The organism is Psychrobacter sp. Sarcosine-02u-2, from assembly GCF_002836335.1.
GTDB classification, from domain to species: domain Bacteria; phylum Pseudomonadota; class Gammaproteobacteria; order Pseudomonadales; family Moraxellaceae; genus Psychrobacter; species Psychrobacter faecalis.
In genome coordinates this window covers 35,750-56,878 of record NZ_PJBX01000166.1, presented here as the reverse complement: position 1 = coordinate 56,878, position 21,129 = coordinate 35,750, and the positions used below count along the sequence as shown (strand labels likewise).

Below are 21,129 nucleotides of genomic sequence, written 5' to 3'. Positions count from 1 at the left end.
TTTAATAACTTATCTAACCGAGATTTATGCCATAAAATTAATCAAAAGCTTTAGCATCGATGTAGACCGACCGTTAATCTTAAGCGCTAAAATCGAGGCCAATATCTAATGCTGTCGTACTGTGGGTTAAATAACCCATCGCGATAAAATCAACGCCTGTCTCTGCTACCGCTTGCACGGTTTCAGGCGTGATACCACCAGAGGCTTCGGTTTTGGCGCGACCCTTACACATAGCAACGGCTTTTGACAAAACTTCAGGTGCCATATTATCTAAGAGTACCAAATTCACGCCAGCCTCTAAGGCTTGCTCTAATTGACCCAAGGTATCGACTTCGACTTCTATCGGAATGAGATGCCCAGCAAAGTTTTGCGCTTGCTGAATAGCGGTTTTTATATTACCTGCAATGGCAATGTGGTTGTCTTTGATTAAAATCGCATCATCTAAGCCCAAGCGATGATTGCGCCCGCCGCCGCAGCGCACCGCGTATTTTTGTATGATACGCAACCCAGGAATGGTTTTACGCGTACAGGTAATTTGCGTTGGGTATTCTGCGACGCTATCGACAATTTTTTTGGTATCTGTCGCAATACCACTGAGATGAGTCATAAAGTTAAGCGCGGTACGCTCTGCGGTTAATAAATTTCGCGCGTTACCACGCACTGTTGCCAGTACCGTACCCGCTTCGACCGTCGCACCGTCATTGACTTTGGCAATAAACTCGATTTGCTCGTCAATCAAAGCAAAAGACAAACGCGCTAAATCCATACCACAAATCACACCTGCTTGGCGCGCCTTAATCTGTAGTTGCGCTCGCATATCAGCAGGAATAGTCGCTTGTGATGTCACATCACCGCGCCTGCCCAAATCTTCCGTTAACGCCGCTTTCACCAAAGGTTTAAGCAATACTTCAGCCAATGCTGGCTCTTGTTTAACTGTCATATTTGACCCTTATTTTTGCCTGATATTTATATGCGTTCGATACACTTAGTAAAACATCTTTAATTAAACTCAAAATGAGCATAAATATAGCGCAAAGTACAAAGCCTCGCAAGAAAAGGGTGTAAATTAATAAAATGAACCAATATGATTTCGCTTTGATATGAGTATTTAGCGTCGGTATAGGAAGGCTTGTGCAGTTGATGCTATTTTCGTTTAGGCAATTTACTATCCATCAGTAAACTTTGTAGCTCAATATCATGGCGGAAGCGATAAAGCTTGGCAGGGCGACCGCGCTGAGCGCTACTACTCTGACCCGTCTCCATGACAAGGTTTTGCGCATCAAGTAGACGGCGGAAGTTTTGCTTATGTAAAGGTACGCCTGAGAGCGCTTCGACGCTTTGTTGCAGCTGAGATAAGGTAAACACATCCGGCATCAAACCAAAGATAAGCGGTCGATATTCGATTTTTGCCCGCAGCCTTGAGATGGCAGTCGCAATCACGCGGCGATGGTCGTAATACATCGGTACGCCGATTAACTGCGACCAACTTGTCGGTAGTTGCAGCTGATAACTGGGCGGATAAGTCGGCGCTTCAGGGATTAAACCTGCTTCATACAGCATCTCATAACGCAGCAAGACATGCTCAGCCACCCATTCTCTATTTTCATAAGCTTTATCAGCATTTGGTGCTTTGTCCGTATCTTTAAACCTATCAACGTCGAAAGTTTCCTCACTGATTCCCCAGCATAAACCAATACGTTGACGGCGGCGCTGCTGGACAACCGTTTCTGCTGCGCTATCTGCCCAGCTTAATAACGCCGGCACAATATGATTCATAATCATACTCGGCATACCATCCAAGTGATTTTCCCACGGAAAATAATCGTACCAATCACGCCATAATGCTTGGCTTGGCAGCTCCTGCATTTGCGCTTCTTGCACCAAGCCTAGGTAGCTCACATAGACAAGCGCATGGCCATCGACATTGCGTCTATTGGTATCGACAAAGGTATAAAGCTGCTCTAAATAACCAAGTGGCTGCTGCGTTTGCTCCTCGACCCATTGGCGTACGCCCGCTTGCAAGGAGCGATGTAATGGCATCAATGGCCCGTTGGGCAAGAGCTTGCCTTGATCAACCGTTAAAACGCGCGCGGTGTGCTCAGTAATCGCTACCAGCACGGCGACCACTTCTGTGGTGCCGCTACCTTGTTGATGCGAATGCGAATAAGACAACGTCATGGCTTTAAAGGTTTCCTTTATGTTTAAACGTAAAATGAGAGTTTTAAAATGAAGTGTTTCTGACCACGCTTAGTATAGCGTGAATCGAAAACTATCATAGCCTGCCGTTGTAAATAGACATTATTAAAGGCCATAAAAAAGATAGCCAGGAAAGTAAGTTTTGACGAATTATGTATCATTTTACAAGCAGATTATAAAAAATACTTGTATTTATGCTCAAAATGAGCATAATTATTAAAACTTGTTATTTAACCACATTTAACTGACTCACTTTTAGCGGCTATTGGTTTGCCGTTATCGCAGCAAAGGTTTGCACTTATGAAAACTTATCCATACGACGCGCCCATCATGAGCACTGATAATCGCATTGCCACTCAGATGAATATCGAATACGCCAAAGCGAAAATCCCAGCGGATTTGCCACGTGCGGAACGACTTGCGGTTGAAGAGAATATTAAGCAGCTATTAAAAGAGCATAATGCGGTATTGGTTGCGCATTACTATGTTGATCCTTTTATCCAAGATTTGGCCTTGGCAACCGGCGGCTGCGTTGGTGATTCGCTAGAGATGGCGCGCTTTGGACAAGCGCACAGTGCGCAAACCTTGGTCGTCGCTGGTGTCCGCTTTATGGGTGAATCAGCAAAGATACTGAGTATGGAGAAGACGGTACTGATGCCAGATTTGGAGGCTGAATGCTCACTTGATTTGGGCTGCCCTGCTGATGAATTCTCTGCCTTTTGTGATGCCCATCCTGAGCGTACAGTGGTGGTTTATGCCAATACAAGTGCTGCTGTGAAAGCCCGTGCTGATTGGGTGGTAACCTCGTCGGTTGGCATCGATATCATTCGCCATTTGCATGCGAATGGTGAAAAAATTATTTGGGGTCCTGATCGCCATTTGGGTAAATACATCGCGCAAGAAACTGGCGCGGATATGCTGCTCTGGCAGGGGTCGTGCCTCGTGCATAATGAGTTTAAAGCGACCGAGCTGCTGCAACTAAAAGAAGAACACCCAAACGCCAAAGTATTGGTACATCCTGAGTCACCTGATAGCGTCGTAGCACTGGCTGATGTGGTCGGCTCGACGAGTAAGCTGTTGCAATCAACGTATGAGATGGATGCTGAGACCTTTATCGTCGCTACCGATTTGGGCATCTTACACGAGATGCAAAAGCGCTCGCCAAACAAGCGCTTTTTAGCGGCGCCAACGGCTGGTGAAAGCGCCAGTTGCAAAAGCTGTGCTTTTTGTCCATGGATGGCAATGAATGGCCTGCAAGGTATTGAACAGTGCTTGACCAATCGTAGCGGCGAAGTGCTCATGACGCCTGAGCTTGCAGCAGCAGCTAGAAAACCATTACAACGCATGCTTGATTTTGCCGAAGCGCAAAAGCAACGGGTGACCGCGAGCGGAGATATCGTCAAAGACCGCGAATTATTTGCCAATGTCGGAGCGGCCTAATATGAGCGAGGCACAGTCAGCGGATAAGGTAAATACTTATAATTCTACAGATATTATACAGACAGACGTGCTTATTATTGGCGCTGGACTTGCCGGTTTAAGTACTGCTCTTGCCTTACCAACGTCTCTAAATATTACGGTACTCAGCAAAGCGGCATTGGAGGTTTGCTCAAGCCATTATGCGCAAGGCGGAATTGCAGCCAGTCTAGATAAGAATGACCGTGTCGCTGACCATATCGCTGATACGCTCATTGCAGGCGCAGGCTTATGCGAAGCTGACAATACCAGCAGCATTTTAAGCGCGGGACAGCAAGCCGTACAATGGCTATGTGAGCAAGGCGTGCCCTTTACCTTGATTCCTAAGCAGGAAAGACAGCAGCATGATAATGCAAATCCTTTAGCAGCATTACAGACCAGTAATTTGCATTTAACCAAAGAAGGCGGTCATGGCTGTCGGCGGGTCGCCCACGCTGATGATGCAACTGGTCGCCACGTGATGGAAGCTTTAACAGTCAAGGTAAAAGCGGCAAGCAACATTACTGTGCTACCGTTTCATGAAGCGTTGAGACTTTTAACAAATAGCGCCAATCCAAATAAGCAATGCCAAGGTGCGCTTGTTTTTGATCACTTCAATCAACGTAAACTCACCTTTCATAGCCGTGCTGTTGTCTTAGCCAGTGGCGGTTTAGGGCAATTATTTAAGCGTGCCAGCGCGCCGAACGTCTGTGTCGGCGATGGCGTGATGATGGCATGGCAAGCCGGCTGCCGCTTGGCAAATCTAGAATTTATCCAATTTCACCCAACTGGTTTGGCCTTAGATGACAGTAGCTTTCTAATATCTGAAGCACTACGCGGTGAAGGTGGACGATTATATTGCCCGCAGACAGGTAAGCGTTTTATGCTAGAGGTTGACGAGCGCGCAGAACTAGCTCCAAGAGATATTGTTGCCCGTGCCATCGCTGAGCAGATTAATCAAAATGGGCTTGGTTATGTCAATCTTGACGTCAGTCATTTGCCAGCGGAGTTTTTGCGCGAGCATTTTCCGCAGATTTATAAAACCCTATTCGAGCTTGGCATTGATATTACAAAACACACTATCCCCGTTGCGCCGACCGCTCATTATAGTTGTGGTGGTGTGGTCACAGATGCCAATGGCGTAACCGATGTGGTAGGACTTTATGCGGCGGGTGAAGTCGCTTATACAGGTCTGCATGGAGCAAACCGCTTAGCAAGTAACTCATTGTTGGAATGTGTGGTGGTTGGGCGCAATATCGCTGCTGATTTACCGCGTTATTTAGCAGCAATAGGAACGCTAGAAACAACTTTACCTGATTCTGATTTAAATGAATCAATCTATGATACGTGGACAGCGCCAACGCTTAAAAATAGTCAGCGCATTACTTTGCCATCGTCTGTTGAATATGAAAGTAACTGTAATAAAAATGACAATCACAACATCCACGTCAATATAAATGCTGATATCACTGGAATAACCGCAGGATTAAAAGCTTTGATGACGTCTCATATGGGCATTACCCGGGATGCTAAACAATTAGAACAAGCACTTTTGCAAATACAGCAATGGCAACAGCAGCTTAACGGCTATGACTCTAATCAGTTAGATATCGATAATAAAGATAACCCTACTATTCTAAATGAGCTGCCCTACTTTCAGTTAGCCAGACAGTTGCAATTAGCGACCTTAGTTATCGAGTCCGCTTATCAACGACTTGAGAGCCGCGGTGGCCATTACCGAAAAGACTATCCCAACTTAACGAGCACACCTCGGACCAGTGTGATTGAACCATTATCAAAGTTGAAAGAGGGTGGTATCGATTGGTTGGTTCAGCCTATAATCGATGATACAGAGGCTGAATCGGTATATACAGTTGCTAACGCCTAACAGCAATTAAGCGTTGCCACTTCAGCCATAAAAAAAACGGTGGGTTACCGTTCTCTATCGACCTCAAAGTGCTAAAAACATGGCTTCTGACTTACGGTTTGTGATGGTTCTAATGATAGTCGTGAGTTCGGTTTGGGCTATGCTTGCCCTACCTAGCTTGCGTCAGCGCTTACCGAAAATCTACTTGATAGCACGCTCATGGTGGCTCATGTTAGCAGCGCTTTGCGCTTGTTATGTTATCGCTAAGATAACTGATAATAGTCAACACCTACACTCTCGCACATACCCCTATCAGTGGTTGCTGATCGCTTTTTTCTTGTTAATTGGTGTGCGTGGCGGCTACGAGATTAAACGATTATGGCACCTACCTAGTAAAGCTAGGCTTATTAGTAAACTTCAAGCGCGTGGCTTGCAACCAAATACTCAGCCTTTTATCAAAACCCCTTGTGATTCTAAGCGAGCCTATACACGTTTAAAATTCCTAGACTTGCTGTTTAGTTCTGTCTTTACCGCATTGATTATCAGCTTGATTGCCTTACAACAATTAACGTGGCAGCGCGAACAATATGGCATTTTGTTTTTTGTATTATTCGCCAGCCAATTTAATGATATTGCCCAGTATCTATGCGGACGATTGCTTGGTCACAAAATCTTTAAGCGCGGTCTTGCTCCAACCATCAGCCCGAATAAAAGTATCGAAGGTGCTCTCTTTGGCAGTGTATTAGCAGCGATATTGGCCACACTATTAGGCATCTGGCTCACTTCTTTTAGCTGGTGGATTTGCTTATTGGCCGCCTATGGTTTAGCGGTAAGTGGTATCGCTGGAGATTTATTAGAATCCGCCTTTAAACGTCAGCACGGAGTAAAAGACACGGGTACTATGCTCGCTGGACATGGCGGCGTATTGGATAGAATAGATAGTCTGCTGATTGGTGTGCCATTATTTACCTTGTTTTATTGGCTGCTTGGCTAAGCTGTTATCAAGTGGTTTTATCCAATTTACTACGCAATATCCAGTTAAGCAAAGGCTTAGGTAAATGGTTTAGCGCCCGAATGATATAGCCCATAGAGCGTGGAAATATGGCCAGCTCAATATCTTTATCAATTGCCTGCATAATCTTCTCAACCGCCGTTTGTGTTTTTATTATGAATGGCTTATGGCTAGCATCACCATTATTTAAATCACGTAATGCTTGGGTATCGATATAGCCTGAGGCGATGCAGTTTACTTGGATATCATAAGGCGCAAGTGCTGCACGATAGGCGCTAGCATTGGCAATCATCGCGCGTTTGCTTTTGGCATAAAGACTGGCGTAAGGATAATCCATTGTACCGGCGATAGAAGCAATACAAATTAGGCTTAGGCTGCTGTTTTCGTTGAAATCCAACGCACAGCTTTGCCGCCTTAATTGCTCACTTGCCCATCTAAAAACCTGCTCAAACGCTTGCAGATTAATTGCTAGCATTTGATCGCTGTCCGCTTGACTCAGATGGTGAACACGCTCATTGGTATAACTACCCGCACTATAAATCACTCTTTGAAAACTGATATTTGACAAGCTCTCTAACAAACTTTGTGTTTGCACGTTATCAGTCAAATCACAGCAATAAGTAATAATGTTAGGATGCTGACTATTGGTATTATCTATCTTCTCCATACTATGACCAACCACGCTCACTTGCCAGCCAAGCGCCTGATGATGCAGCGCCAGTGCCAAACCAAGTCCACTCGTACCGCCGAAAACGATGATATGCGATGACTTATGAGCTGAAGTAGATTGTGTAAGGTCTTTCATTTGCGAACTCATAGCCCGTGCTGTTGTATATAGTCAGTGGTACGCTGATAGCCATACTGCCATTGCGCCTGCATTTGCTGTACAAAGCCATCATAGTCACTGTGAATCAGCTCAACGGTCATTTGTCTGATGTTAAAACGCTTTTGTACATGCTGCCTTGCCAACTGCTGAGCATTATCTGCAAAAGGTAACCAATGTAGTTGATTCACTCGAGGACTGGTTTCAACAGAATCAGCGCGTGGCAGCGTTTCTGTTGAATCAAAACCCTGCACCTGTGCCAAACGCTCGTTGGGGTCAAAACCAAAAACACGTTGAATGGCTGGTGCGGCAAGCCATGAATCATAACCCGCCTTGGTTTCTGCAAATACGCTATGACCCAATTGACACGCCAGCTCAATGGGTGTGAGATTAATCACTCCGCCTAAACACCAACCAAGGGCTGCGATATGCGTCGGTGGTAGGTAATACATATCTGCCATAGAAGCACGAATCGCAGGGGCAAAATCCCATTTGGTCAGCGTTCTGACAGACTGAGTTATACGTCCATTAGCAAATGTATGAGCCGGTGAATTCAGTTTTTCTGCAATGAGATCTAATACTGCCAATCGCGGCGGGGCAAATAATAATTCTTGTAGCCTAAAATCATTGTGAACAGAATTACTAGCAGTAGTCCCTTGATTAGCTGTTGGATACAGGCGGCTGGCGATAATGGCTATCTCTGGCGCGGTAGGATTAAACAAATTATTATTGTGCTTGAGAGAAAAACCAGACAACTCGTCAAGCCATTGTTCCTCATTATCGACTCGAAATATCGCTAGCTGCTGTAATTCATCTAAAATCCGCTCATAGTTATCTGCTTGCTGCTGTCTTTGTCCGTTAGCTTTTTGTTTTGTGAGTCGCCAGCGCTTGAAAGCCTGAGTCATGCAACGTATTTTTAATCGCTTACTTGCTTCGGCTGGCGCGACATGTCTGATGGCAGTAATGACACGATACAACTCACGGCTGCACATGAGCTCCTGCAAATCCTTGGGATCGGGCGCTAAATTAACCAAATAAGCCGATAGACTACCACCGCAGGTGCCAACAATCATATCCGGCGTCAAATCATGAGCCACCAATGCTGCATAGCTACCTAAATAATAGCCAAAACGTGAACCGCCCCCTGAAAAAAGCTGTACACGCTCATAGGGTTTGGCATGCGTATTATTCATGATTGGTTGAGGCGACTTTAATTGCCAATGACACGGTAAAAATACCAAAGCGATCAATACGCATCGCTATTTTTTGAAAGCCAGCATTCTCAACCAACTGATCCATCTCTGCTTGTGAACGACAACGCATCACCCAACTGCTGCCACGATGATTGTTTAAGGTTTTACTGATAAATTCTTGTTCAGGATGCCAAGGCTGATTGGTATAAAGCAAATAACCACCAGATTTTAAACTATCGTAAATGCCTGCCAAAGCCGTCGTTGGTAGCATATTGTCAGAAAACAATTCAAAAACACCAGAGGCAATGGCGATATCGAACTTTGTTTCATCGGCACTGCCAGTCTCTTTCTGCTCATTAACATAACTGGCAGGGTCAAAGGCATCTTTTTGACAGGCAATCACGCGATCAGTAATTTCTAGCTGCTGCGCTTTCGACTGTAACGCTTGAATATTATGCTGCTCATAATCACGTAGCTCAGCATGCAAGTCTGCAAATTCTGTCAACAAATCAAACGCATAAAAGCCATACCCACTAGCAATATCTAGCAATCTTGGTTGGTATGACTTAGCACTATTTTGGTTCTTATTTTCAATATCTGCTAAAGCTTGACGTGTTAGCTCTAATATATGCTCACGGCGGATACGAATCCCTTGCCAACCGATATTATTGAGATAAAATTTATCGACTGCCTGACCAAATTTATTCTGACCACTCGGCTGATTGTAATAGACATGATCGAGCGAATGACCCGAATCAAAGCCATGCGCAAGCCCTGTGGCAATGGCATCGCTGACATGACCAAATTTTTGCATGGCAAATCGGGTAATGGCAAAGCTTGGGTTAAAAGGTTTAATCGCTAAGCGATCAACCTTATCCTTACTGGCACTGTTTAGATGAGCGGCGCTCAAATCCGATGCTTTAACGTCCGTACTGAATACCTGCTCAGCGAACTCGATACAATCAGCGAAGACGTCTGCTTTATTGGTTTCATGAAAGATCGCATGATAGCTGTCTGGATATAATTGCCAACGCTTAGTAGTCGTATTAATCGCGTCATAAAAATCGCGTTCAGCCTGCTTATCGACCACATAATCCTTGCCTGCGCACAATACAAACGTCGGTACGGTAATGGCACCAGCATCATCGAGCAAGCGTTGACCCGTCGCATGAGTATCAATGAGCAAGTCAGTCGAGATGCTATTGGAGATAAGCGGGTCGGCATTGTAGGCGTGCTGTGCGTCTTTATCATGGGTCAGCACTTGCGCTTTGACGTAGCTACTCACGCGTGACATCAGTCCAAGCGCGCGAGCCACCTTTAACGACGGTATGGCAAAGGGTAGATACAAACGAATCTTCAATGCAGGTGTACCCAAAATCATCCCGCGGATATTGGGCGCGTAATCATGTACCCATGCTGCCGCGAGTACCGCACCGATACTACTGGCGATGAGTAAAGTATCGTCAATGGCAATGCCAGTTTGAGCAACGACCAATTGCACAAAGTCGTTTAAATCGCGCTCTAGCTCGGTGACGCTCTCGGCATGGTCTTTGATACCGCCTGAGCGCCCATTACCGCGTGCATCCCAAGCAAATACCTGATAGCCAGCCGCAGCAAACTGCTGTCCTAACTCTTCCAATCGTCCTGAATGCTCATGACCACGATGTAACAGAATGACTTGGCGCTGTTGTGTGTGTTGCTGACTGATTTGTTTTATAGCCTCTAGAGGCATCGTCAGCCAGTAACGATAATATATTGCCGTGCCATCATAAGCGTTATAACTACTTTCACCATGAATAGTTTTGGGTGAGAACTGCTTTGATGAAGGTTGCTTTGATGAGAGTTTCTTTGATGACGTCTTTTGGGATGGGTCTTTATGATTACTATCGTTAAGCAGATTTATTTTATTTTCTGCACTATTAGAGGTCGCTGACATAATATTGGATTCCAAAAGAAAAGCATTAGTAGAAGAATGAGGTAAAGCGTTATGAGCGATGAAACCATCAATGACGCTAGGAGAAAATTCAGCATGGTTGGAAATGTTTGAATGATGACAAGTATTTAAGGCACTCAGTGTTGATTTAGGCACTGGCGGTTTACGCATTACGTATAAATTCACCATATAACGCAAGCGATTGAGGCAAGTTTTTAAGAGCATTGCTTCTGTCAGTAGGCACAGCTGCCCTATTCTTATAGGTGATAGCGATAACGGTACTTTGACACCAACCAAGATGCCAAGCACACCCAGCAAAAAAGCACGGTCACTTTTGCCTAATGGCCCATGGTTGGCTCGAGTACCTAGCGCTGTATTACTGGCTATGCCCAGTAGCTCGGTACCAATACTAAAACCAATCAAACCGACAATATGGCGCTGACTGTGAGATAGGTTTTCTGCGATATTTATCAGCCCAACGGGCGTTTCTTGATTATCAATATGCGGCAACAGACTGGCCAATAATGCTGTATCGGCAACAATATCGCCCAATTCATTAAGCACTGCACCAAGTTTGGATGCCTGCCCGTGCTCACGCGCCATCATACCATCAATAGCATTGAGCGCCATACGCACAAACAATGATGACGGCATTAACAGCCATAGCGCTTGATTTCTGGCTGCGGGCTTAGCTATCACATAGGCCGTTCCCACACTCAACAATACTGCTGAAACCGTCACTTGGTTGGCGGTAACACCTTGCCCAGCTAGAGTATCGCTTATAGGACGCAATTGATCTTGGAATTGAGACTTGAGTTGATATAGCGACATAATACGTGCCAAAACGTTTGATGCCTTCAATGTAGCAACAAAAGTTTGTCAGGTAAAGAATAACCAGCCACTTAGAGGTCATTTACTACTCAAACAACCGTCATATTTTGCGATGAATATGATGTGCTGATAGCCATATTTACGAGCTAATATGATACAATCCCCAGCTTCTGAGAAATGCCCTCCCAAAAACGCCTTGTTTAAAAATGACGAGTCTGCCGACATGCAAAGCCTGATTACCCTTGTTTTGGTATTAATGCCAATGTTTATTGGCTTTGCCATTCCCTCAAACCCAACCATGACTAAGCTTGCCGATAAAGGCTTGTCTTATTTGGTCTTTATTATCCTCACCTTGATTGGTATTGAGCTGTCGCAAGTGGAAGGGCTTGGCAGTCAAATAGGTGAAATTGCGCTATATGTCACTATATTGTCGATACTAACGATTGGCACCGGCTTATTTGCCTTGATGCTGTTTGACCGTCTGCGTCCATGGCATGCCAAAAAACCTAGCGTCAAATCTAAAGAGCACCGCGTTAGTATACGCGGCAGCTTGGCACAAGTATTTTGCGTGGCGATTGGTATGGTGATTGGCTATTTTTTGCCAGCCGATTATATGCCACCTGAAAACACCATGACCGCAATGCTGATGGTATTAATTTTACTGGTTGGTATTGGCTTGAAAGGCTCGGGAATTACCCTTAAAGAAGTACTACTCAATAAACGTGGTGTCGAGATGAGTATCATCTTTACACTAGCAGTTCTGGTTGGCGGACTTGTTTTCGCGCTGATGTTTACCGATGTATCATGGACGAAAGGCTTGGCACTGGCATCAGGGTTTGGTTGGTATTCGCTATCAGCGATTATCATGACCGATGCTTATGGCGCCGTTTGGGGCAGTGTGGCGCTATTTAACGACTTAATACGTGAGTTCTTTGCGCTATTATTTATCCCCGTCTTTATGCGCAAATATCCATCAGCAGCGGTCGGTCTTGGCGGCGCGACCAGTTTAGACTTTACCCTGCCTATTATTCAACAATCTGGCGGGTTAAAAGTCGTACCACTGGCGATTAGTTTTGGTTTTATTATTAATATTGTCTCGCCAGTGCTGATGGTACTGTTTTCGGCGTTGGGGTAAGGTTAAGTTTTAAAGGTTGATGAAAATCAGTCGTTATTATTCAAAGAGCTCACAGTGCTTGGCGTACTTACCATAACTCTCTGTATAACTCGCGTATTTTAGATTCGATAAATTTTTGACTTGTCTACTTGCCTTAAGAACGACTCTTCTGTTTTTGGATTCCATCTGTTCAGGATCATCATAACTCAGATCTATATTGGTAGAAGGATACCGATCTAAGCAGTCATAAGTAGTAATACGGTCAGATTCGATATGATGCTCGGTTATAAGTCTGTTTTTAATAGTAAGTGCACGTTGGCGTGATAAGTTGTCATTGGTCTTTGATAATGCAAGCTCATTCGATGACAAATGCCCAAAGATAAAAACATTAGCATCTGGATATTCGTTAAGCTTTTCTTCAATTTTTGCAAACTCTTTATCATATGTATTAATTAATCGACTACTCAGCGGTGCAAAAAATCCTCGTAATTCCATCTCCAGTGCCTCACCTCCCTCAATTATTATTTCACAGCCTTTAGCATCAACTACTACGTTAGGTGGCGTGTCAGGGCACTCGTCTATATCATCAAGCACTCCATCGCCGTCTGAATCCAAAATTGCCGGAACGACGGGCGCTACGATAGGCGATTGCTGATCAGCCGTTACCGATTGCAGCGCAGTTTGACAAGCTGATAACGTAAAAACACTGCTAAAAATACTAATGGCTAAATACGCTTTTGATGTCATGGTAAGGTCCTTCTTAATGATTACTTTGTCCTTTTAATAAAAACTACTTTTTTTATTTATCAGGTTCAGTCGCAAGCGCATAAACTCGCCGATTAAGCATATTGCCTTCTTCAGTATCGGATGGCGCAATCGGTCTATTTGCCCCATACTCAATCGTAGTGATGCGGTCAGGAGCGAAGTTAAACTTTGAAATTAAATAGTTTTTAACATTATCAGCTCGAGCTTGCGCTAACGGACTGGGATTGTTTAAATCGGCGCTATCAACCTCCGTTCTTGAATTATGACCTTCAACCCATAGGATAGCGCCTTTGTACTCCTGCATTTTCATACCGACCTTATCCAGTTCATCTTGGTACTTTGGCAAAAGCTTACTACTGTCTTTGTCAAAAAAAGCACGATATTCCATTCTTAGACCTACCCCTATAGGCGCTAAAGGACAGCCTCTTTCATCGATGACTACATTCCACGGCGTAGCAGGACACTGGTCGATGTCATCAGGAACGCCATCACCGTCGCTATCTACATTAACCACAACCGTTGGCATGTTGATAGTTTGACTTGTTTGCTTAGACAGGTCAGCAGTTTGACAACCTGTCAGTGCTAAAACGCCTGTCATCATCAGCGTTATTGTCCGTAATTTCACGTTCATACTTTACTCTTCCTTAAGTCTAGAACGCTAAACCCCACTCGCCTGCTTAGCAAACAGACGCATCAATGGTTTAATTTTGCTGACGCGATACATACCTTCATTACGAATTTGTTGAATCGGACGCATCTGCGCAAGGGAACCTGCAAACAGCCAATTAAGCGCCGAAAAGCTGTGCATCATCAGACTATTATGCGGACGGCGCAGACGCTCATAGCTACGCAAGGTTTGGTTCGTACCCCACAGCTTATTGCCACTGCGCGCATAGTCATGGGTCAGTTGCTCACTTAATGCCTTTACATCGAGCATGCCCAAATTCAATCCCTGACCTGCCAGCGGATGCACACCATGTGCGGCGTCCCCAATTAAGACTAGATTATCGGCGACATAGCTTTTTGCTTGCTGCGCGGCCAACGGAAAGCTGGCGATGGATTCAATCTCGCGGATAGCACCCAGCTCATAATTACTGGCAGCAGCCAATTTATCAGCGATATAGCGCGGCGTTTCTTCCAACAATGCCAGTGCTTGATTGCGGGGCAATGTCCATACAATCGACTGCCAATGCTCTGGATTGGCTTTATCTTCATCAGAAATATCAGCTAACGGCAACAATGCCAACGTACCAGTTGGTAGCATGGCTTGACGGGCGGTTGCTCGGTGCGGCTTGTCAGTTTGAATGGCACAGCAAATCGCGGTTTGGTTATAATCAAGCACATCGAGCTCAATTGCTGCCTGCTTACGCACAAACGAGCCGCGACCGTCAGCACCCACCAATAAACGTGCGTCAATCACCGTGCCGTCATCTAGCGTCACACGGTAACCTTGCGCGCTACCAAGCCAGTCCATATCGACAACCTTCTGCCCATCGATAACGGTTAAATATTGACTGACATCAGATGCAGATAAACGCTGCCATAATGCGTATTCGATAACGGCGGGCTCAACCATACTACCGAGCATTTTTGGCTCAGAGTTTTGATTGCTGTTATTGCCGTCATTACTATTATTAGCATCATCACTATCGCCGAACAATAACTCACCGCGACCGTTTAACTGCCACACCTGCATTTGGGTATAATCGGCTTTGCGCTCTGATGCCGCTATCTTTTGCCAAGCGCCCACGTCTTTTAGCAAACCAATACTGGCAAGGCTTAAAGCATAAACGCGCGCATCCCGCTTGCCAAGCACCTTTTGCCAATCTGCCTCGCTACGTTGCGGGCGGGCATCGATAAGCGTCACTGGCATCTCAGCTTGTGCCAGTTTTAGCGCAAGGGTTGCACCGACGATACCGCCGCCGATAATGAGCGTATGGTTATTTTTCATAAAACATCCTTTGTCGCGTTATTCATGCTATCCGCTCATATTTATGTGGTTTAGCAGCAGCTGAAATGTTGGATTTTATTTGCTTAATAACTTACCAGTATGTTGAACTAAGATTTTAAGCCCATCGCATAGTTGGCAATCAATGGCTTAATGTTTGGCAGTTTATCAAAGGCAACCAAAGCCACGTTACGTGCCAGTTTCACCGCTGGATTAGGATGAGTAAAGCCATGTACTACTGCATCACAAAAGCGAATGACGCGTTTTTGATCGGTTTGACGGGCTTTTTCATAGTGTTTAAGCAAAGTTGGATCGCCGATATCTTCACCTTTGAGCACCTGCCGATTCATCATTTGCGCCAGTACATGCGCATCACGCATACATAGATTAAACCCTTGTCCAGCGACCGGATGTAAGGTGTGAGCCGCGTTACCCATGATGACGCAGCGACCATCGACTTGTTTGTCTGCCAAAACCCGTGTCAATGGATAAGCGCCGCGGCGACCGGCTTTTTTAAACGTGCCAGCGCGCGTGCCAAAGGCTTGCTGCAAGGTTGCCAAGAAATGCGCATCATCTTCTAAATATTGCGTTTCTTCACCCGTTGGACAAACCCAAACTACCGAGCGTCGATAGCCTTTTTGGTACTCATCATTGCCGTCGCCTTCTGGATCGGTCAATGGCAACACTGCAAGCGGACCTGCCGGACTAAAACGCTCGATAGCAATATGTTGATGTGGCTGATCGGTCTCTACCACCCCAACGATAGCGGTTTGTTTATAATCATAAGTCGTAGTGCCGATATTTAACAATTGACGCACGGTAGAGTCGCGACCATCACAGGCAACCAAAACACTGGCCTGCAACTGCTGCTCATGCTCTTCTTCACCGTAATAGCTAAAGCTTAACGTCACGCCATCGTTTTGTTGGCTAACGGCTATCACATTGGCATTATCAATCAGCGTAATCAGCGGCTCCTGCTGGGCAGCCAATAACAACTTACGCCCAAGCCACGCGTTTTCCATCACTTGCCCAAATGACTCGACTTGCTCCTCAGCTTTATTTAATTGTGCGCGCCCAAAGCTACCTTGCTCGCTAATTTTTACCGCATCAATGCGACAAGCATGACTTTGTAGCTCATCCCATAGCCCAATCTCTTGATAAATCTGTACCGTACGCCGTGACAGTGCGGTATTTCGACTGTCTAAATAATGCGTGCGTTTAGCGTCGTCATTTGGACTGATGGTTGGATAGCTGTTTTTCTCTAGCAGAGTGCTAGCGATACCATGATGAGCAAGCAACAACGCAAACGACAAACCGACATGGCCGCCGCCGGCGATAAGGACTTGCTGCTCAGTCATAGCCGCTTTATTAGCCTGTTCAGATTTAGCAGGATTGATTTTTGATAAATTTGCTTCAGTATGTTGCATGGTTATTATTCCTATTATGACCCATTTAGCACGCGTTTAGACGCGATGACTTTACATTCAAAAAATATTATTTTTCTAAAAAATATCTTGTTCTTCTACCTTTACAAACTTAGCTTTTACACCGCCATTATCTAAGCTCTAGATTACCACAAATCATTCATCATTCTGTGCTCCTGACCATAACCATAGTGGCTATTTAGTTTTGTTGCCGTTTTCGCTCTAAGGTGTATCATCTACAGTTGCAATCACCATACAAAAACAAAGCCCTGCCCGCCTGTAAATGGCTTGAATTTTAAATTCTATCTAAAAGCGAAAGAGGACTCCACCCGACATTAGGGTGGAGGTGAATTTCGCCTAGGGCGTGTCCCTAATTGGCAAAAAAGTATATATCTTCTAAAATAAAGCATACACTTTATAAAATAAGAGGTATATAAGAAAGATGGCCAGACAAGCATTGACCGATAATCTCTGGGAACAGCTACAAGTGACTATGGCACAACATGGTTGCTACCGAAAAGATAAGAATCGTGACGTGATGGAAGCCATTCTTTGGAAACTACGTACAGGTGCTCCTTGGCGTGACATACCTGAAGAATTATGCCCATGGAAAACCGCTTACAACCGTTTCAATCGATGGTCAAAAACGGGTTTGTGGGAGAAATTTTTTTTAGCCTACGAAAAGAAGTTGATACGGAATGGGTATTCATCGACGGAAGTTATATACGGTGTCACCAGCATGCAAGTGGAGCTCGGCGTGGTGAAGATCGAGCAATTGGACGAAGCCGTGGCGGAGCAACTACAAAGATACACCTATCCTGTGATGCCGATGGATATCCGCTCCATTTTAAAATCACTGGGGGTGACGTCCACGACAGTCAAGTTGCAAGTGAATTGATTGACATGATTGGACAGGCAGATTACTTTATCGCTGATAAAGGCTATGACTCAGAAGCCATCAGAGACAAAGCCCGTACCCACGATATGGTACCTGTCATCCCTAAAAGGAAAAATGCCAAACAGCCTAATCCAGAGTTTGATAGCTATTTATACAAACTGCGCCATTTAGTAGAAAATATGTTTGCGAGACTCAAGCACTTCCGTAGTATAGCCACTCGCTATGAGAAGTTGGCTCGTAATTTTAAGTCAATGCTTTATCTGGCGTGTACTATCATTCATTGCAAGATGAATTGAGGACACGCCCTAACCAATCTGACATCAAGAAACTGGCTGAGCAAATGGCCAACAGCATGAAAAGCTTCGATGACATCAAAGACTTTCAAAAGCAGCTCATGCAGTCCTTCATCGACACTGCCCTAGAAGCAGAAATGGAAGAGCATCTCGGCTACCCCAAGCATGAAAAGGCAGACAGGCCTAATAAGCGCAATGGGCACACTAAAAAGAGAGTCCGTAGCGACACAGGCGAGCTTGAGATCTCCACCCCAAGAGACCGTGATGGTGACTTTGAGCCTGTACTTGTCAGTAAGCATCAAACCCGTATTAGTGGCCTTGATGATAAAATCATATTTCACTACAGGCATAGCCTTACGTCTTGCGCTTCGGGCAAGTGTCTCCCAGACACTTGCTGATCCTCGCTCATACGCCAAAGGTCAAACCACTACTGAGATCGTAGAGAGCATCAAAGAGCTCTATGACGTCGACATTTCAAGCTCTCTTGTCTCAAGAGTCACTGACAATATCTTGGATGACATCACCGCTTGGCAGAACCGGCCACTGAGCAGCGTCTATCCTATCGTCTACTTAGACTGCATTGTCGTCAAAGTTCGTCAGGACAAACAGATCATCAACAAGGCTATCTATCTGGCCTTAGGCGTTGCTCTTGATGGTAAAAAAGAGCTGCTTGGCATGTGGCTATCAGAGAATGAAGGCGCTAAGTTCTGGCTTGGCGTTCTCACTGAACTACAAAACCGCGAGGTACAAGATATCCTCATTGCTTGTGTTGACGGTCTAAAGGGCTTCCCTGATGCCATCAATACGGTCTACCCTAACGCTCAGGTTCAGCTGTGTATCGTGCATATGGTGCGCTATTCGATGAAGTTCGTACCTTGGACGGACAAGAAGGCCGTAGCAGCTGATTTAAAGGCCATCTACGGTGCTGATACGCTTGAGATGGCAGAGGCCAACCTTGAGCACTTTGATGAAGTATGGGGCAAAGAGTACCCGCATGTCATCAAGTCTTGGCGCAATAACTGGGAGGGCTTAACGGTGTTCTTTGGTTATCCTAAAGACATCAGAAAAGTGATCTATACCACCAATGCGATAGAGTCGCTAAACAGTGTGATTCGAACGGCGGTGAATAAGCGTAAGGTGTTCCCATCTGATCAGGCAGCATTCAAGGTAGTATATCTGGCAACTCAGCAGGCATCGTCAAGGTGGTCGATGCCAATCCGTAACTGGACGTCTGCTCTGAATCGTTTTATGATTATGTTTGATGACCGTATCAGCAAGCATTTAATCTAAAGGGCAGTTACACAGAATTCGGGATGGTCTCTTGAACCCAACGGTAAATAGTCGTGTGATCAACATTCACACCCCGTTCGGCCAGCATTTCCTGCAGTTCACGATAGCTAATGCCATATTTACAATACCAGCGCACAGCCCAAAGAATGATTTCGCCCTGAAAATGCCGACCATGGAAAGGATTCATATGCTGCACCTTTAGCTAAAACAGTCTTCAGCTTACCATTCGTGGTTATTTGCAACAGTGCCGATTTTTTGAAAAAAGCATAGGTCTAGATAATCAAGCTAGATTTTTTAAAACTCCACATTGGTCAATTGTACATAAACCATCACAAGTACCTCTTAAATCAGATAATTGTTCAATAAGCTTTTGTTGCTTGATTATATTTTCTCTGATAGCACTGACATGTAAGTCAATTAATTCATTCACATCTGAACAATTTTTCTCAGGTTTGTCTTTATAGGTAAGTAATTGACGAATTTCATTCAAACTCATATTTAAAGTTCGGCAATTCAAAATAAATTTAATTCGCTCAACATAGCCTACATCGTAAAGGCGGTAATTTCCTTCCGTTCTTTCCGGTTCCGGAATTAAACCTTCCTTTTCATAAAACCTAATTGTTAATACTGAACATGAGGTTTTTTTAGAGAGTTCACCAATTTTTAAATGCATTGAGTTGGTATTTCCAAAGATTCTTGACTCTATAGTAACTATAGGGATTCTAATATTCAAAGTTTATAAATTTTTTTAATGGGTATAACTATGAGTGGCTGTGGATGTAGTAAAGAAACACCATACGAAGATAAGAAATCTCAACAAGAAAATCATCCATCAATTGCAGAAGCAAGCAATTCAAAGAATTGTGATAATACGCCTAGCTGTTGTGGTGAAGAGGAAGAAGAAAAATCTTCATCTCCTTGCTGTAACACTCCAAACAGTTGTGAAGATACCGCTCAATCCTGTTGTGGTTCTGATCCCAAAGAAAATTTAAGCACTGAAAACGTTTTAAAAGATTCGCACTACATGAGTGAATACTTAGTTCCCAAAATGGATTGTTCTGCGGAAGAACAGATGGTTCGTATGGCGCTATCTTCAATTGATGGTGTTCAAAAACTCATCTTTGATTTACCTAACCGGTCTTTAAAGGTTCTACATAATCAAAAAGATGAAAATATAACCACCAAACTTGAAGCTTTGGGTTTTGGTGCAAAGCTTGTGAAGACTGAAACTTATATAAGCAATCAACAGGCTAAGCAAACAAGTACCTATACCATTCCTAAAATGGATTGCTCTGCTGAAGAGCAAATGGTCCGTATGGCTCTTGCAGATATTGAAGCAGTTAAAGGTCTTACTTTTGATCTTCCCAATCGAAAACTGAAAGTCTTCCATAATGAAGGGAGTCAGCAAATTACGGCCAAACTTGAAGGACTGGGTTTTGGGGCGAAACTTGATGAAACACAGCTTTCTTCAGGCGATATACCTAATGAACCTGATCCTGTGAGACAAGCTAAAGTACTTAAACTGTTATTAGGCATTAATGCTCTACTTTTCTTTATAGAATTCATCAGCGGAATTATTGCTGCGTCTACAGGATTGATTGCTGATTCTCTAGATATGTTTGCCGATGCAGCCGTTTATGGTATTGCGCTATATGCCGTCGGAAAAGCTGCGAAATATCAAGTGAAAGCAGCCCATTTCGCAGGTTGGATTCAGTTATTACTTGCTGTCATCGTGATTATTGATGTCATTAGACGATTCATGTTTGGAAGCGAGCCAGAATCAACGCTCATGATTGTTATTGGCCTGCTCGCACTTATAGCTAACGTGACATGCTTATATCTTATTTCTGGTCATCGAGAAGATGGCGCACATATGAAAGCCAGTTGGATTTTCTCGGCGAATGACGTTGTCGTAAATATGGGCGTTATATTTGCCGGTGTACTCGTGGCGTGGACGGGATCAGCTTACCCAGACTTAATCATTGGCATCCTGGTTTCTTTATTCGTGCTTAATGGTGCTCGAAAGATTTTGGCTTTGAAGTAAGGGCACTGTTGCAAATAACCACGAATGGTAAGCTGAAGACTGT

Annotated in this window: 16 protein-coding genes and 2 pseudogenes; 7 read left to right on the top strand and 11 right to left on the bottom strand. The window is 44.5% G+C overall.

The genetic code is table 11. The features are described from left to right. Positions 1–79: 79 nt before the first annotated feature. Both nadC and CXF58_RS09030 read right to left on the bottom strand, forming a co-directional pair. Positions 80–940, bottom strand: coding sequence for a carboxylating nicotinate-nucleotide diphosphorylase (nadC, locus tag CXF58_RS09035; protein ID WP_102077269.1), 861 nt, complete (start codon positions 938–940; stop codon positions 80–82). Between the two features lie 203 nt (positions 941–1,143). Further along, complete coding sequence (locus CXF58_RS09030; RefSeq protein ID WP_102077268.1) at positions 1,144–2,178, bottom strand: NUDIX hydrolase; 1,035 nt, start codon at positions 2,176–2,178, stop codon at positions 1,144–1,146. Positions 2,179–2,496: 318 nt separating this feature from the next. Here CXF58_RS09030 and nadA point away from each other — a divergent pair, with 318 nt between their 5' ends. From nadA to CXF58_RS09015, 3 genes are all read left to right on the top strand, one after another. After that, the gene (gene nadA, locus CXF58_RS09025; RefSeq protein WP_102077267.1) at positions 2,497–3,636 is read left to right on the top strand and encodes a quinolinate synthase NadA; all 1,140 of its coding nucleotides are present in this window, start codon (positions 2,497–2,499) and stop codon (positions 3,634–3,636) included. A 1-nt stretch (position 3,637) separates the two neighbouring features. After that, on the top strand, positions 3,638–5,539 hold the full coding sequence (nadB, locus tag CXF58_RS09020; RefSeq protein ID WP_102077266.1) for an L-aspartate oxidase: 1,902 nt from the start codon (positions 3,638–3,640) through the stop codon (positions 5,537–5,539). A 79-nt stretch (positions 5,540–5,618) separates the two neighbouring features. Continuing rightward, positions 5,619–6,512, top strand: coding sequence for a phosphatidate cytidylyltransferase (locus CXF58_RS09015; RefSeq protein ID WP_102077265.1), 894 nt, complete (start codon positions 5,619–5,621; stop codon positions 6,510–6,512). A 7-nt stretch (positions 6,513–6,519) separates the two neighbouring features. Here CXF58_RS09015 and CXF58_RS09010 read toward each other — a convergent pair whose 3' ends face one another. Genes CXF58_RS09010 through CXF58_RS09000 form a run of 3 tightly spaced genes read right to left on the bottom strand, consistent with a single transcriptional unit; the run spans position 6,520 to position 11,310 of the window. Continuing rightward, positions 6,520–7,335, bottom strand: a complete 816-nt coding sequence (locus CXF58_RS09010) for an SDR family NAD(P)-dependent oxidoreductase (RefSeq protein WP_180952560.1) — start codon at positions 7,333–7,335, stop codon at positions 6,520–6,522. 8 nt (positions 7,336–7,343) lie between these two features. Then, a complete protein-coding gene (locus CXF58_RS09005) occupies positions 7,344–8,546 on the bottom strand; it encodes a patatin-like phospholipase family protein (protein ID WP_102077264.1) in 1,203 nt (400 codons plus the stop codon). After that, complete coding sequence (locus CXF58_RS09000; protein ID WP_102077263.1) at positions 8,539–11,310, bottom strand: alpha/beta fold hydrolase; 2,772 nt, start codon at positions 11,308–11,310, stop codon at positions 8,539–8,541. The genes CXF58_RS09005 and CXF58_RS09000 overlap by 8 nt, the downstream gene beginning before the upstream one ends. 223 nt (positions 11,311–11,533) lie before the next feature. On the opposite strand from CXF58_RS09000, the gene CXF58_RS08995 reads away from it, so the two are divergent. Continuing rightward, positions 11,534–12,445, top strand: a complete 912-nt coding sequence (locus tag CXF58_RS08995; RefSeq protein WP_102077272.1) for a LysO family transporter — start codon at positions 11,534–11,536, stop codon at positions 12,443–12,445. A 36-nt stretch (positions 12,446–12,481) separates the two neighbouring features. Here CXF58_RS08995 and CXF58_RS08990 read toward each other — a convergent pair whose 3' ends face one another. From CXF58_RS08990 to CXF58_RS08975, 4 genes are all read right to left on the bottom strand, one after another. After that, entirely contained in the window at positions 12,482–13,171 is a 690-nt protein-coding gene (locus CXF58_RS08990; RefSeq protein WP_102077262.1) for an OmpA family protein, read from the bottom strand. Positions 13,172–13,223: 52 nt separating this feature from the next. Continuing rightward, positions 13,224–13,820: an OmpA family protein gene (locus tag CXF58_RS08985; RefSeq protein WP_102077261.1), complete on the bottom strand. Its 597-nt coding sequence runs from the start codon at positions 13,818–13,820 to the stop codon at positions 13,224–13,226. Positions 13,821–13,847: 27 nt separating this feature from the next. After that, the gene (locus CXF58_RS08980; protein WP_102077260.1) at positions 13,848–15,140 is read right to left on the bottom strand and encodes an FAD-dependent monooxygenase; all 1,293 of its coding nucleotides are present in this window, start codon (positions 15,138–15,140) and stop codon (positions 13,848–13,850) included. 107 nt (positions 15,141–15,247) lie between these two features. Continuing rightward, on the bottom strand, positions 15,248–16,495 hold the full coding sequence (locus CXF58_RS08975) for an FAD-dependent monooxygenase (RefSeq protein ID WP_180952561.1): 1,248 nt from the start codon (positions 16,493–16,495) through the stop codon (positions 15,248–15,250). Between the two features lie 508 nt (positions 16,496–17,003). Between CXF58_RS08975 and CXF58_RS08970 the strand changes: the two genes are divergently transcribed. Both CXF58_RS08970 and CXF58_RS08965 read left to right on the top strand, forming a co-directional pair. Beyond that, positions 17,004–17,755 (top strand): IS5 family transposase gene (locus CXF58_RS08970; RefSeq protein WP_145989806.1). Its coding sequence is split into 2 segments (ribosomal slippage): positions 17,004–17,211 and positions 17,211–17,755, totalling 753 coding nucleotides; the frame shifts between segments, so codons are not numbered across the junction. Between the two features lie 44 nt (positions 17,756–17,799). Next, positions 17,800–19,042 (top strand): annotated as a pseudogene (locus CXF58_RS08965) (IS256 family transposase). Between the two features lie 19 nt (positions 19,043–19,061). On the opposite strand, the pseudogene CXF58_RS08960 reads toward CXF58_RS08965, so the two are convergent. After that, a pseudogene (locus CXF58_RS08960) lies at positions 19,062–19,229 on the bottom strand (IS6 family transposase); the annotation flags it as partial. Between the two features lie 93 nt (positions 19,230–19,322). Further along, positions 19,323–19,715: a Cd(II)/Pb(II)-responsive transcriptional regulator gene (gene cadR, locus CXF58_RS08955; RefSeq protein WP_000550240.1), complete on the bottom strand. Its 393-nt coding sequence runs from the start codon at positions 19,713–19,715 to the stop codon at positions 19,323–19,325. A 90-nt stretch (positions 19,716–19,805) separates the two neighbouring features. Here cadR and CXF58_RS08950 point away from each other — a divergent pair, with 90 nt between their 5' ends. Continuing rightward, the gene (locus CXF58_RS08950; RefSeq protein ID WP_102077257.1) at positions 19,806–21,086 is read left to right on the top strand and encodes a cation efflux transmembrane domain-containing protein; all 1,281 of its coding nucleotides are present in this window, start codon (positions 19,806–19,808) and stop codon (positions 21,084–21,086) included. Positions 21,087–21,129 lie beyond the last annotated feature (43 nt).